Below are 14,036 nucleotides of genomic sequence, written 5' to 3'. Positions count from 1 at the left end.
TACCATACGCGACCAGGCTCCGGCGCCGCATTTATCGTCGCCGTCAGGAAAAGTCACGCTGGGTAAAATGGTAATTGTATCGTTGGTTAAAGCATGCTAATCTTTGCCCATACTAGGAGGACTCCTTTCATGCAACGATACTTATGGCGCCATCCTTGGCGCTTGCTGGTGACCGGCCTGTTAAGTCTAGCGGCCGCAGCGGTGCTGGTCACTTATTCTTATGTGCTGCAAATGATCACCGACATTGCCACGGGCCGGATCTCCCTAGCCTTTACCATCGCGATTCCACTGGTGATTGGTTACCTCGTGCTCCAAGCTGTGACCGATTCCGCTAGTGAATACTGGAATGAAGCCTTGCCGCTACAATTAGCCGAAGAACTGCGCAATGACCTGTTTCAGCGCACGCTCGCTCAGCAGCCGCAGCATTTCGGTCGCAAGCCCGTCGGCGAATACGTGACCCAGCTCACCAAACAAGTTGATATCGTCACCACCAGCTATTTTCACGTCATTTTACGCGCCATTTATCTGGTACTACTGTTGTTTCTGGCCGCCGCTGGTACACTGCTCATCGATCCGGTCATCACCTTGGGCGTCGTCGCCTTAACCATCCCGGCTTTGGTCTTTCCGTTTTTGGTCAAAAAACCTTTGGAACACGCCAAAGCGGAAGTGGTCACCACCATTGAGCGCTACACCAGCCGGGTGACCGATTCCTTGAGTGGCTTCACGACCATTGCCCATGCCCTGGCGCAGCCGCCGTTTTTCCGCCAGCATCAAGCCACCGCCGCCGGGGTGAAAACTGCTAGTCTGCGCGATCAGCAGGTGCAAAAAATTACCAGTGGTATTTCCGATTTTCTGGGTGACGTGATGTATCTCGGCACCTGGCTCCTCGGCGCGTATTTCGTCCGACGCGGTCAAATCACCTTGGGCCAGCTGGTGGCCTTTTCGCAGTTGGCCAGCTTCTTCAACTGGCCCCTGGCCTCGCTCACCGCGATGCTAGCCGAGTTTTATGGGGCGCGTAAAGTGGCGACTGAATTGGCGGCAGTGGCTGACCGCCCGCTGCCAGCTGCTGAAGCGCCAGTCTTATCTTTAACCACGCCACTGATTGAGGCGGATCACCTAGCTTATCAAAGTGTGTTGCAAAACATTTCGCTGCGGCTCGACCCGGCCAAGAAATACCTGTTGGTTGGTGCCAGCGGCAGCGGCAAAACCACCTTGATGCGCCTGCTTCTCGGTGAACTAACGCCAACCGCTGGCACCGCCACTTTAAGCGGCCAACCAGCGGCTAGCCTGGCCCCGGAATCCGTCTTCAGCGCGATTGGTGAGCTGGAGCAGCAGGCTGATATTTTCGCTGGCAGTGTCCGCGATAACGTGACCTTATTCGCACCGAACTACAGCGATGACCAGATTACCGCTGCCTTAACACAAGCTGGCCTCGCCGATTGGTTGACGCAACACAGTTTGGCCACCCTGGTCGACCGCACCAGCCCGCTTCTGTCTGGTGGGGAAAAACAGCGCCTGGCGATTGCCCGGCTTTTGCTGCGAGATTATCGGTTCTTCGTATTAGACGAATTAACCACTGGCCTCGATCCGCAAATCGCCGCCCAACTACAGGATGATATTTTTGACATGCCAGAGGGGCTGATTATGATTACCCACCAATATCGGGCTAAGACCTTCGCCAAGGCGGATACGATTTTCGTCATGCAGGCCGGCCGGCTGATTGCCCAAGGACCAGTGACGGACCCAGCGGTGGCCCAAGCCTTGACAACACTTGGTTTGAAGTAATAGAAAAGGACGCCTCGACAAGGAGACGTCCTGTTTATTTGCTCAAAAACTTAAGGCACATGACAAACGATTCTTAGTGCTGCTTCCTTCCGGACCTGACACAATTCGAAAGGCTGCCATTGCCTCAAGGCCTTTCGGCAAAATCTAGTATACACGAAACCCTAAGCCTTGACTAGTCTGCATCAGTAGAACCATTAATCGCTACTTCGCACCAGCTCATCAATATTTTGATGGTTGAGCATGCGCCAGGTGGCGAAACCAAACCCTAGCCAAACAATCATTAAGGCGGCTAAGGCCACGAGAATTTGCACGCCGGGCCAAACGAAATGAGCGTTCGAATATGCCCCGGCCATCACCCGAAACAGCAGCGCACTAAGGCCAATGCCTAAAAGACTGCCCAGCAGCCAGCCTTGCACGAGCAGCAAACTGTACTGCCCTTGCTGCATCGTCAACACCTGCTTCGGCGTGGTGCCAATCGACTGCAACATCGCCAAGCTGCGCCGACTGGCGGTTAAATTGGCAAAGGTGTGATTAATCACAGTCGCTAGGCAGACTAGGGACAGCAAAGCGATAAACGCCCAGGCCGTTAGTCGCACCACCGTAATAATCGCTTCTGACTGTTGATTATCGGCCACGACGTCAGCGATTTGGGCCCGACCAAATTGACTGCGCAAAGCCTTAATCACTGCCGTATGCTGCGATTTTGGGCTTAACTTCACCGCCACTTCTGACGTCAGGTCGGCGTCTTTCATACCGAGTTTACCGGCCCACTGGTGGAATTGGGTGAGCGAAATCACGAGGCCCGCCAGGCCGTCAGGATAGAGCATCCCCTTAAAGCCTGGCGCCTTGCTTAACGCCATATACTGAGGGGCGATCCACTGGCCGGCTTTCTTGGCCTCAAAACCGTTCACCAAATGCAGTCTACGGTTGGTTTTCGGATTGATTTGCCAGGCATAATACTGACGTCCCTTCGCCGTTTCGTAGAAGACTTTGGTGTTGAGCAACGTTGGCTGGCCGCCAAAATCGCGTGCCAGCTGTGCTTCTGGTACGACATACAGCGTCAGGTCATTGCCGGTTTCCTTGCCGCTTTTAATCATCACCGAAGTGGTGCGTACAATCAACTGGCGCTTGATACCAGTGACTTTCGCTAGGGTTCGTTTCAGCTGCTTGGTTTGGTCGCCTTGCCCTAGCAGCGTGGCAATCACATCCGCACTGGCCGGTGATTCAAACACGCGCCAAAAATTGCCGACAAAGCTAGTCAACCCGATGAACAACGCCACCGTAACCGTCAGCAGTACCAGCATCGTACCACGCCGAGTGTCGCGGCGGTCAAAAATCGCCCCGAGTTTCAACATTGGTTGGTGGAGATGGCGAATGAGCCAGGTCGGCCGCAGTTTCCGCGCGGTCAGCCGCGGCGAGGGATTCAAGGCGCGAATGGCCTCGATTGGCGTCACCCGACTGGCGCGCCGGGCTGGCCGCGCGGCAGCCAGTAGCGTCACGAGTACCATAAACAGTGCCGCGCCCACTAGCGGCAACCAATCCACATGCAGATACAAAATAACTGGTAACTCGTTGCCTGCTAGCACACGATTCATCCACTGTAGCGCCAGTGCCAGGCCACCGATACCAATCACGCCACCTAACAGCAAAGCCGGTAACACCAGCAAAAGTGATTCTTGCACCACCAGCAGCCGAATTTGCTGCGGCGTCGTGCCAATCGTCCGCAACAAACCATAGCGCTGGCGCCGCGCCTGCACGGCTAAATTGATGCTGGTATAAATCATAATCAAGGCCACGGCCCCAATCACGGCCAGCATCACCAGCACAATGATGATCTGGGTGGTGCGCGCCTTGGTATCACCGGCGCCCCACATCACCTTCAACGCCTGATTGGCCAAGCGCAGCTGACTCACAGGCAAATCATGGGCCTTCGTCAGACTCACCATGTCAGCTTTGCCCGTCGCCGGATTTTTCAGCGCCGCCAGCAACGTGATGCGGCGACCGGGCAGGTGCGGCGTGATGCGCAGCACCCCGCCAGTGGGAATGAAACTGCTTGCATACACATTGGTGGTGCCAACTACGCGGTACTGATGGGTGTGGCCAGCGGATTTGACCTGGATCGTGCTCCCCAGCTTGCGTTGGGCAGTCACCAAGACATCGGCCAACAGCACTTCATCAGCGGCTTGCGGCAGACGTCCACTGGCCAGCATGCTCTTCAGCGCCGGCTTCGTCGCTGGCGTTACCGCCGTGAGATGAATGGCGCCGGTAATGTCATTGGTTTTGGTATGATCGACCTTAATCGTGCCTTCATCGGCATACTGCTGGGTTTTAGTTAAAAGCGGTGACGCGCTTAATTTGGCCACGGTTTGCGCAGCGGTCGCCGGAAACGCCACTGCCATGCCGCCAGTACTACTTAACTGGTACTGATACATGCTGTCTTGCAGGCTCCGCAGTCCAACCAACGTCGCCACGGCTAACGTGGCCGCCAAGGTCATCGCCGCAATGGTGAGCAGGGTGCGGCCGCGCTCCACCCGCAGCTGGCGCCAGCCTAATTTGGTGAGAATGCTCATGTCCTCACCGCCCCTCGGTCAAGTGGCCATCAGTCATCGTCATCACCCGCTGCGCTTGCGCCGCGACCTGCGGATCATGGGTAATCACAATCACTGTTTGGCCTTGCTTGACGTTGGCGTAATGTAGCAACCGCATGATTTCTTGGGAATTGTGTTGATCCAAATTGCCCGTTGGCTCGTCGGCTAACACGATTGCTGGCTCATTGATCAGCGCGCGGCCAATCGCCACCCGCTGCTGCTGCCCACCCGAGAGCTGGGCTGGTAGTGCATTGCGCTTTGCGGTCAAGCCAAGCTGGTCCAGCATCAAAGCCAGCTGGCCTTCACTCACTGGTTTGCCGTCCAATTCAGACGGCAGCGTGATGTTCTCAGCCACGGTTAGGCTGGGAATCAAATTAAAGAACTGATAGATCAACCCCACCTGGCGCCGGCGAAAAATGGCGAGCTGAGTTTCATTCAGCTGATACAAATCGGTGTCATAGAGTTGCACCTGGCCACTGGTCGGCCGATCCACCCCACCTAGCAAATGCAGCAAAGTCGACTTGCCTGACCCTGAAGGCCCGACAATGGTCACAAATTCACCAGGCTCAATAGTTAAGTTCACATGATCAAGCGCCGGTCGTTCTTCTTCTGGATACGTTTTGACTAAATCAGTCGCGGTTAAAATTGGCATGTGCCTCACCTCCACTGCTTAAGTTACCCGCGGTAAGTGACAGCAAGGTGACTAGTGAAATAATTCCACCCGCATTGCCACGCCGACCGTTAGATTGCTGATCGTCAGCCGCCCGGCGCCAGCCTCAATGATGCCTTGGGCAATGGCCAGCCCGATACCTAAGTTATTCGGTGCGCTTTGACTGCCGCGGTAAAAACGTTCAAAGAGATGAGGCAAATCCGCTGCTGGAATCTGCGGGCCGGCGTTTTGCAAGGTGATGATGGTCGAAAGCGGCGTGGCCTGGGCCTGCACGGTCACAGTGCTCGCTTTCGGCGCGTGTTCAATCGTGTTTTTCAAAAGATTAATCAGTGCTTCTTGCATCAGCTTCTCATTCACCTGGACGGTTAATGTCGGATCCACGTGCCAAGCCAGCTCCAGTTCCTGGTCGGCCACCAAGGTCAACAGCGGCGCGAGGCTTTGCCGCATCAAGGTGTCCACACTGATGGTGGTGCGGCTTTGACTCAGCGTATGGGTGTCCACTTTAGCCAAGGTAATGAGCTGGTTAACCAGCGCCGCTAAGCGCAGATTCTGCTGGCGCAACTCGGTTTTTGTCTCAGCCAAATTGGCTGCAGTGAGCAGTTCGGTGAGGTTGGTTTGAACCGCAATCGGTGTGCGCAGCTGATGGGCGATGTCAGTGATGGCCACCGTTAACTGATTGCGGTCGCGCTGCAGGTCACTGCGCATGGCGGCTGTTTGTCGCACATAGTGGTAAAGCTCGTTGTTGAGGCTCGAAAACGCGCCTTCATCATTGGCCGCAATATCATAAGTGCTGACCCCGGTGCGGGCCGCATGAAGCTGCGCCTGAATGCTCGCCAGCTGGCGGCGGATTTGCCGCAGCCACCACCAGCTCAGCCCGCCAATCAAAACCCACGCCAGCCCAAGCAACGCAAAAAGGCCAAGTCCCGCTTGCGGACTTAGCCACCAGGCCAGCAAACACACTAGCGCTGTAATCATCATCAAACCCGCCGCCAGCAAGGCGATAGGTTTAACTTCAGGCTTGAGCATCGAGAAAATACCCCATTCCTCTGATGGTACGAAGCAATTGCGGTTTCGCCGGGTCGGGTTCGAGCTTATCGCGCAGCCGCTTCATGGTCACCGTTAAGGTATTATCAGCGACAAAGGCATCGCGGGTATCCCACAAACTGGCGATAATCTGCTCCCGACTGAGAATTTGACCGCGATTTTGCACCAGGTAACTGAACAAACGCCATTCCGCCGCCGTTAGGGTGATTGGTTGGCCACTGCGGGTGACGCGGTGCGCGGCAAAGTCCACAGAGAGCGCCCCAATCTGTAGATCTGCTGCTGGCCAAAGCTTAGCGACCCGGGCGGCTAACACCCGCAGACTCACCGGCTTAACCAAATACTCGTCAGCGAGTTTAAGGCCTTGCAGCTCGGTGGATTCTTGATCATTCGCCGTCAGCACCACGACTTTCGCGCTGAGGCTAGGGCGCCACAACTGAAGCCAAGGTAGGCCATCCCCATCCGGCAAGGTCAAATCGAGGATCATGAGTTCTGGGCTTTGGGTCAAGGCTGTTGTTGCGGCGGCCAAATCTCCCGCTTCCAGCACCTGATGCTGACTGCCAAAAAAGGCCGCCATGCTAGCGCGGAGTCCTGGCTCGTCTTCCACAATCAAAATTTTCATGCCGAACCCTCCTGCCGGGCCTTTTTCGCCGCCTTGCGTTTCGCGCGAATGCCGCGGAAAAAATTCTGCAGCAACCCCGCTGCTTCAGCCTGTTTCAGGCCAGCAACGACTTCAACTTGGTGGTTGAACCGCTGATCTGAGAGCAAATCCACGAGCGTTCCGGCGGCACCCGCTTTGGGGTCCGGCGCGCCGTAGTAACAGCGGCGAATGCGACTGTTGATCATGGCGCCGGCACACATCGGGCATGGCTCCAGTGTGACATACAAATCGCAATCTTCCAGCCGCCAGCTGCCCAAAGTCATGCAGGCCTCCTGAATGGCCAAGATTTCGGCATGTAGCGTGCTGTCTTGGCTGTGTTCGCGCAGGTTATGCCCGCGGCCCACGACCTGACCATCATGCACAATCACCGCCCCAATCGGCACTTCACCAATCAGGCCGGCGGCGCGGGCTTCTTCTAGCGCGAGGTCCATGTAATGCTCGGATTCTGATTGGTTCATGAGCGGCTCCTTTCTCGAAGAATGCTAGGCCGTTGGTTTCGTGGCTCGCAAAATATAGTACCCATGGGCCATCTTGACCTTTTCGGCTTGGCCAAAAGTGGCTTGCATCAGCTTCAAAGCCGACGAGGCACCTTGCTTTTTCTGCAGCACGGCGTAGAGCTGGCCGCCTGGTTGCAAGTGCGCCAGTGCGCCTTCCAGAATGGCGGAAACAATGGCTTTGCCGGCGCGAATCGGTGGGTTCGTAACAATGACACCAAATTGGCCGTCAATCGCATCGTATACCGACGATTCAACAATAGTGACATTGGCGATTTGGTTCGCTTCGGCATTGCGCTTGGCGAGGCCCAAGGCACGTTCGTTCACATCGCTCATCACCACTTGCCGCTCTGGATACTGCTTGGCCAAGGCCAAACCAATTGGGCCGTAACCACAGCCAACATCCAGAATCGGCCCAGCTGGCAGGGTTTGCTCAACCACGGTCTCAATCAGAACGCGACTGCCAAAATCTACCGTGTGCTTGGAAAACACGCCGTTGTCCGCGGTGAACCGCAATGGGTGCCCTGCCAAGGTGAAACTGAATTCGTGTTCATCATGAGCGAGCTCAGGATCATTTTCATAATAATGGGACATGTTTTACCTCTCACTTCGTTGGACCAAGTCACTGATCCGACTGATTTTAGCCAAGCGGCGCGTCAAGTAGCCGCCTTCCTTGCGCTGATCCACCCGCTGGTTCACCAGCAGCAGAATTTGCAGCAAGGTGAACAACAGCGAATTGCGCTTACGATAAGCGACATACTTGGGCACCCACTTGGTGACATATTTGTTCTTATATGAGCGTAACCCCTGGAAGCCATAAAAGCGATACCCATATTGGTAAACCAAATGCGCCAGCTTCTCTTCAAAAAAGGAATACGAGGAAGTGCCGACATTGGCCAGTGGCGCCATCCCCATGTTGAAGTACTGATAGCCGTCTGCTTGGGCCTGCTGGAACAAATTGATAAAGATGCCATCCATGATGCCGCTTGGGGCGGCTTCACTGGAGCGCATCAAGTCGATACTGGTCGTTTGACCATCGTGCATCGGCATTGCTGAAGCGAAGGAAACGATTTGGCCAGCTTGATCTTTGATCACCGCAACCGGCGCCGTGTTCAGATAATCGGCATCGAAAAAGCCGAGCGAAAAGCCTTTTTCCGGTCGTCCTTCCAGCCAACTATCTGACACCTGCTTGAGTGCCGCGAGGGTCTCGGCACTAAAGGGCGGCTTGAGCCACTGGTAAGTGTACCCTTTACGCTCAAATTTGTGCATCAAAGCGCGCTCGCCTTTGCGTTTAGTGCCCGCTAAGGAGAAGTTGGTCACATCCACATCGCCTTCTTCCCCGAACTTCATGAAGTCGAACCCATACTCATGGAGCAGCATCGTCAGCTGCTCGGAAATTTCGTAGAAGACCAGCGTCAAGTCATTGCTATCCGCGGCAGCCATGAAATCGGCAATGGCGGGGCCAATTTGGTCCGGATCACCGATCGGCTCCCCGAGAATGACGATTTTATCGGTTTTCTTACGGTACAGGAAAAACACCCGGTCCTCGCCATCTACCTGATAAAAGCGTAACTTTTTATCACCGGTGAAGGCCAAATGTGAAATTTCATTACCGCCGTATTGCGCCAGCACTGCCTTGACGCGCGCCACATCAAGGTCAACGCCTAGATTGGGCTTCGGGTTGGACAGATAGTGATAAATCACCCCCAGCGTCAGCGCCGCCACCAACACCCCGACAAAAGTGGAGAACCACATCCGCTCTGACGGAAAGAGGAAGACCTGCGGCACTGGCCGACGGTGGTGAATATTCGGCACATTGTAGAACAACGCCAGCGCATAAAACAACGCCGTCATCCCGAAAATGCCGGCATCCACCAGCCGATTGCCCCAAGGAAAATCCATGCGGTCGCGGGTCAGTTCCTTACGCGCGAACACCGCCGCCACGAGAATGACCGCCAAGAAGAGGATGAAGCGCAAGCTGTACTCACGCATCAAGGAGCCAGCCAGTGCCAGCAACAGCACGATAACCGTCGGCGCGTAAGCCTTTTTGACTCGATTGGCAATGCCACGGGCAAAGCCGAAAATAATGAAGGCCATCATGATGTTGGTGACCCGGCTCAAAAACAGGAAGGTGTATGGGTACAGCCGCACAAACACATGGTTCTTCATCGCCGACACTGGAATAATCCCGCGCAGCAACAACATAATCGCTGAGAAATACAGGAAGACCACCAGCACGATATGCGCGACCTTGCGCACCACCTGGAGCGGCAGGCCTTCGAGTTCGGCATTCAGCCGGCGCCCGGCATCCTGCAGAAAAAAGCCGATCCCAATCAGAAAGGGAATGACATAGTAGAACAACCGGTAAAACAGCAACCACACCGCCGCCAGGTTATTATTCACCCCGAGCTGGGTCAACCCCAGCAGCATGAACACATCAAAAGAACCTAAGCCCCCTGGCACCATAGAAATCACGCCGAGCACATTGGCCACCATGAAAAGCGGCAGCACATGGGCCAAGTTGATCGGCACCTGCATGAACCCGCCGATGGCTAGGAAGAATAAGGCGCAGCCACCCCACTCCAGAAAAGAGCTGAGGGTCAAGCTGAGCTGGCGGCGAATGGGCATGTCAGCAAAGAAGCGTTGATTGGACAGATGCGTCACCACCATCAGCACCGGAAAATACGCGGCGCCGCCAATCAACCAAATCCAGTAATCCGAGAACATTCGGCCGATGCCCAGCCCAAAAATCAGCAGCAGCGCCAAAATGGACCACAGCGACAGCCCGGCCAGCAGGAACAAAGCGATTTTGGAAATGGCCACCAAAATTTGTTTGTTCGTCGCCTTGTCATGATAATAATTCGCCCGCAAACTGGCGCCTAAAAAGCCACCAAAACCGGCGATGTTGGTGAAGGAATTCACCACCCAGCCTGACCGCACCACGTAAAGCGGCTTAAAGTCACCTGGTAGCATTTTGGTGATGGTGAAGTCGTAATTCAGCATTGGCACCACCGCCACCAACCCCAGTGCCGCCATGGCCAGCAGCGACTGCGGACTTTGTGACGCCAAGCTAGCCCGCATTTGCGCCCCACTCAGCTCGCGGCCGATCCGGCCCAGTTCGATGATTACAAACACCAACACTGACAACACAAAGAGCACCTTCAGCAAGGTCAGGTGCTTGCGAATCCCATCAACCATTGATTGTCCAAACTTCTTCATAACGCCCTCCGTTCCTGTTTATTATAACGGAGGTTAGCCTTGTGCCAGCTAACAATAGTGTTATACGGCGGCACCAGTTTGTAATTGGCCGGCGGAATTCGTACAATCAAAGCAGAGATGGAGGCAGTACAATGAAATTCTTCAAAACCGGGCTTGCCGTGCTGGCCTTGGCGCTGTTAGCCGCTTGCAGCAGCCCTGCCAAAAACGGCCAAGAGAGCCAGTCAAGCAAGACCTACCCCGCCCCAACCATTAACCTGAAAACGACCCTGTTCAAATCGCAAAACGGCAAAACCAAGTTGCAATTCACCATCAGCGATAATGCCAAATTCACGCTGCGGGATCGCGACGCGGCCGATAAGGTGCTGGTCAGCGGCACTGGCACCGGTAAGCAGCAAACCATTAACGGCGGGTTGAAACAAGGCATCCTGACCCTGGAAGCCAAAGCACATGGTAAAACCACCACGAAAACGCTGACCGTGGTTGACAGCGCCGGCAGTAGCACGCGCATTCTGCCGGTGAATGAAATGGGCCTTGGCCCCAATGACGCTTACGGCTTGCGCATCACCAATGTCACGCATCAGCTCGATAGCACTGGCCAAGCGCTGGTCACCAAAGGGACGCTCCGCAAGAACCTAAGCGTGCAGATTACCGTGGAATATGCCAACTACAGCCAAACCGCCGCCTTTTTACCCACGCCTGGTCAGTTCACCATCACCGGCCCGTTCCTCGCGCCAGCCACGGTGCCGGCCAATCAAGTGGGCACCACCAAAATCGAGCCTGGCGGTTATGCCAGCACCACCTTCTGGGCCGTGTTCGGCAATGCCGGTGTCGTTGTTGGTGCCGGCATGCACCTACAGCTGGCCTACCAAGGCCCTGGCATGAGCGAACCACTGCTGTACCAAGCCACCACGAAGTAACCCCTTAACCGAGCCTAGTGCTCGGTTTTTTCTTTACCGTGGGAATCAAAAAATCGCCAGCTGATCGCTGACGATTTTAGGGTAGACGCCTGATTACTTGAGGGTAACAGTTGCGCCAACGGCTTCAAGTTGTTCCTTGAGCTTGTTAGCTTCGTCTTCGGCGATGTCTTCCTTGATTGCGGAAGGAGCAGCATCAACCAGACCCTTGGCATCCTTAAGGCCCAAGCCAGTGATGGCACGGACTTCTTTGATAACCTTAACCTTTTCCTGACCTACTTCGGTCAGTTCAACGGTGTAGCTGTCCTTAGCGGCAGCGCCAGCGTCGGCACCGGCAGCAGCGGCTGCTACAGGAGCAGCAGCGCTAACGCCGAATTCTTCTTCAATTGCTTTTACGAGGTCGTTCAGTTCAAGGATAGATGCATCTTTAAGCTGGTCGACAATTGCTTGTGTGTCTAAAGCCATGTTTGTTTCCTCCATTTTTATATGATGTTTGGTGGCATTAAGCAACGAGGTCAAGCGGCATTAAGCAGCTGGTTCCTCTTCTTTGCTGTCGGCAACGGCTTTGACAGCGTATGCGACGTTGCGCACTGGCGCCTGCAGAACAGACAACAGCATGGACAACATCCCATCGCGGTCTGGCAACGAAGCCAACTGGTTGATTTCATCAAGACTAGCAACCTTGCCTTCGATGATCCCGCCTTTTACTTCGAGGGCATCGAACTGCTTGGCATACTTGGCCATGATGCGAGCTGGAGCAACAACATCGTCATTGGAAAAGGCGATAGCAGTTGGGCCAGTGAAAACGGCATCGAGGTCTTCGTAGCCGTTAGCATCGGCTGCCCGACGCAGGTAGGTGTTCTTGATGACTTCCATCTTGACACCAGCGTCGCGCAATTCCTTGCGCAATTCGGTTACTTGGGCCACGGTCAGGCCACGGTAGTTAACGACAACAGCACTCTTAGCAGCTTTGAACTGTTCAGAGATGCCGGCAACGACCTTGGCTTTGGCAGCGATAATTGTTTCACTCATTGATTTTCACCTCCTGTAGTTTGGTTGGGGTTTTTCGCATAAAAAAACTCCATGTCTACCAAGACATAGAGGTATCTAACGAACTGATACCACCTCGGCAGGATATTAAGGCTTGCGCCACCTGAGTCTTAGGCAGAGTGAATAATCACAAGAGGTAGCGTACCATGTTGGGGCATCAGCGTCAAGCGGTATTGCGTTCTGGTGGGGATTTTGTGTGCTGCCGCGAGTGAGGGTGGTGCGGCGCCGGGGCGCGGTGGTCCTGCTGCGGGGTCGGCTGGAGCCATAAAACGGTCTCCAGCCTCAAATCCGAACCGCCATCGCTTCGCTCAACGGCGTTTCGGATTTGCCCCCACTCATGCCAGGAGCAGCCTGCAAAAAGCGCAGGCTCCTCGTGGCATGACTGTTTCGCTGCGGGACCACCGCGCCCCTCTGCCGCACCACCCTCACTCGCTAGATAACAGTATACCCATTTGTAAAACCCAGACCAATGTGCAAGCCCTGGCCTATTAGCACTGGCCAACCCACTCGGAAAGGAATCCACCCTATGAAAATCCGCCCCTATCAGCCTGAAGACCAAGAGCACTGGTTGAATGTCGTTGCCTTAGCCTACATGCGGTCACAATTCCGCGATCAAATTAGCGATGTTCGCGATACATACGGCGAGGAAGACGGTTACCAAGCTGTCATTCAGCTGGTCGCGGTGATTGATGAGCAAATCGTTGGTGCTATCGATGCCGGAGTCTTCAATGATGATCGGATGCAACATGATATCTATGTTCAAAATCGTGGGCGCGGCAGTTACATTGAACTCTTTGCTGTCGACCCCGCTCGCCAAGGCCAAGGCATTGGCCAAGCACTGATAACCGTGTGTTTAGCCGCACTGCGGCAAAATGGCGCCGACTTCGTAGAAATCTTTACGCGCAGCGACCCAGCTGCCAACAGCTTATATCAAAAACTCGGGGGTCAAGAAATCGCCCATAACTGGCGGGCGCTGGCGACGCCAAAAAGCTATCAGTTTCCTCGAGTGAAATGGCAACTGGATCCAGCTACTCAAACTTTAGTGTTGAGTGGGGCCCAAGGTCGACTCTCAGTCCTACCGACATACCCACAGTGGTTTACCTTCTTTACTGAAGCCGCGATGGCCGATTTCGACGTTGAGGAAGTGTATCAAGAACGCACCTATTTTCTCGCGCTGAGTCATAATTAAAGCGGCTCCGAATCATCGTTGACGATTCGGGGCCGCTTTGTCTGCAGGGCCTCTCCTCCATTGCGAACAGGCACGATGATTATCGGCAATCGTTACTGTTATCGAGCGGGTGACGGCGGTGGGCGGAGCTTGGCGGGGGTCTGGCAGTGAAACGATTAGCGACCGGAAGACCGGCGCGTTTTTTGCGCTAGGCTTCCCAGAGCTAATCGCGGCAAAGTTGGAGACAGCAACGAGCGCAGCGAGGCTGGCTCCAACTTTAGATCCGAGACCGGTTTTCGGCTCGGACCGGCCGCACCGCCAGCACCCCCGGCCAAGCGGAGCCCACCGCCGCCACCCGCGGCCTTGCCCGACGAATTGTCAACTCAAGTGCAACTTTTTGCCCATGAAGACTTCCGATGGTGTCTTCCAGCCTAAGACCTTGCGTG

Annotated in this window: 12 protein-coding genes, 1 other RNA gene and 1 other annotated feature; of the genes, 3 read left to right on the top strand and 10 right to left on the bottom strand. The window is 55.0% G+C overall.

What is annotated here, in order from left to right:
• Positions 1–129: 129 nt before the first annotated feature.
• On the top strand, positions 130–1,785 hold the full coding sequence (locus JUF11_RS07705; RefSeq protein WP_204119085.1) for an ABC transporter ATP-binding protein: 1,656 nt from the start codon (positions 130–132) through the stop codon (positions 1,783–1,785).
• A gap of 44 nt (positions 1,786–1,829) precedes the next feature.
• Here JUF11_RS07705 and ffs read toward each other — a convergent pair.
• The 8 genes from ffs to mprF form a co-directional block, all read right to left on the bottom strand.
• An RNA gene (gene ffs / locus JUF11_RS07700) (signal recognition particle sRNA small type) lies at positions 1,830–1,916 on the bottom strand.
• A 63-nt stretch (positions 1,917–1,979) separates the two neighbouring features.
• The gene (locus JUF11_RS07695; RefSeq protein ID WP_204119084.1) at positions 1,980–4,355 is read right to left on the bottom strand and encodes an FtsX-like permease family protein; all 2,376 of its coding nucleotides are present in this window, start codon (positions 4,353–4,355) and stop codon (positions 1,980–1,982) included.
• Between the two features lie 4 nt (positions 4,356–4,359).
• Positions 4,360–5,025, bottom strand: coding sequence for an ABC transporter ATP-binding protein (locus JUF11_RS07690; protein WP_204119083.1), 666 nt, complete (start codon positions 5,023–5,025; stop codon positions 4,360–4,362).
• A gap of 51 nt (positions 5,026–5,076) precedes the next feature.
• Positions 5,077–6,069, bottom strand: coding sequence for a sensor histidine kinase (locus JUF11_RS07685; RefSeq protein ID WP_204119082.1), 993 nt, complete (start codon positions 6,067–6,069; stop codon positions 5,077–5,079).
• On the bottom strand, positions 6,056–6,706 hold the full coding sequence (locus JUF11_RS07680; protein ID WP_204119081.1) for a response regulator transcription factor: 651 nt from the start codon (positions 6,704–6,706) through the stop codon (positions 6,056–6,058). Before JUF11_RS07680 ends, JUF11_RS07685 begins: the two co-directional genes overlap by 14 nt.
• Positions 6,703–7,203: a tRNA adenosine(34) deaminase TadA gene (gene tadA / locus JUF11_RS07675; RefSeq protein ID WP_204119080.1), complete on the bottom strand. Its 501-nt coding sequence runs from the start codon at positions 7,201–7,203 to the stop codon at positions 6,703–6,705. Before tadA ends, JUF11_RS07680 begins: the two co-directional genes overlap by 4 nt.
• Positions 7,204–7,227: 24 nt before the next feature.
• Complete coding sequence (locus tag JUF11_RS07670) at positions 7,228–7,833, bottom strand: class I SAM-dependent methyltransferase (RefSeq protein ID WP_204119079.1); 606 nt, start codon at positions 7,831–7,833, stop codon at positions 7,228–7,230.
• A gap of 3 nt (positions 7,834–7,836) precedes the next feature.
• Positions 7,837–10,458 (bottom strand): bifunctional lysylphosphatidylglycerol flippase/synthetase MprF, encoded by a 2,622-nt coding sequence (gene mprF, locus JUF11_RS07665; protein WP_204119078.1) that lies wholly within the window; start codon positions 10,456–10,458, stop codon positions 7,837–7,839.
• 131 nt (positions 10,459–10,589) lie between these two features.
• Here mprF and JUF11_RS07660 point away from each other — a divergent pair, with 131 nt between their 5' ends.
• Positions 10,590–11,375 carry a hypothetical protein gene (locus JUF11_RS07660; protein ID WP_204119077.1) on the top strand — a complete coding sequence of 262 codons (786 nt, stop codon included), beginning with the start codon at positions 10,590–10,592 and terminating at the stop codon, positions 11,373–11,375.
• 93 nt (positions 11,376–11,468) lie between these two features.
• Here JUF11_RS07660 and rplL read toward each other — a convergent pair whose 3' ends face one another.
• Entirely contained in the window at positions 11,469–11,837 is a 369-nt protein-coding gene (gene rplL, locus JUF11_RS07655) for a 50S ribosomal protein L7/L12 (RefSeq protein WP_125579857.1), read from the bottom strand.
• A gap of 60 nt (positions 11,838–11,897) precedes the next feature.
• Entirely contained in the window at positions 11,898–12,404 is a 507-nt protein-coding gene (gene rplJ, locus JUF11_RS07650; RefSeq protein ID WP_204119076.1) for a 50S ribosomal protein L10, read from the bottom strand.
• Positions 12,405–12,436: 32 nt separating this feature from the next.
• Positions 12,437–12,555: a sequence feature (ribosomal protein L10 leader region), on the bottom strand.
• A gap of 393 nt (positions 12,556–12,948) precedes the next feature.
• On the opposite strand from rplJ, the gene JUF11_RS07645 reads away from it, so the two are divergent.
• Positions 12,949–13,611, top strand: coding sequence for a GNAT family N-acetyltransferase (locus tag JUF11_RS07645; RefSeq protein WP_204119075.1), 663 nt, complete (start codon positions 12,949–12,951; stop codon positions 13,609–13,611).
• Positions 13,612–14,036: the final 425 nt, after the last annotated feature.

Origin of the sequence: Lacticaseibacillus suilingensis, assembly GCF_016861845.1 — a bacterium.
GTDB lineage: Bacteria > Bacillota > Bacilli > Lactobacillales > Lactobacillaceae > Lacticaseibacillus > Lacticaseibacillus suilingensis.
This window is presented reverse-complemented; position numbering and strand designations above follow the sequence as displayed.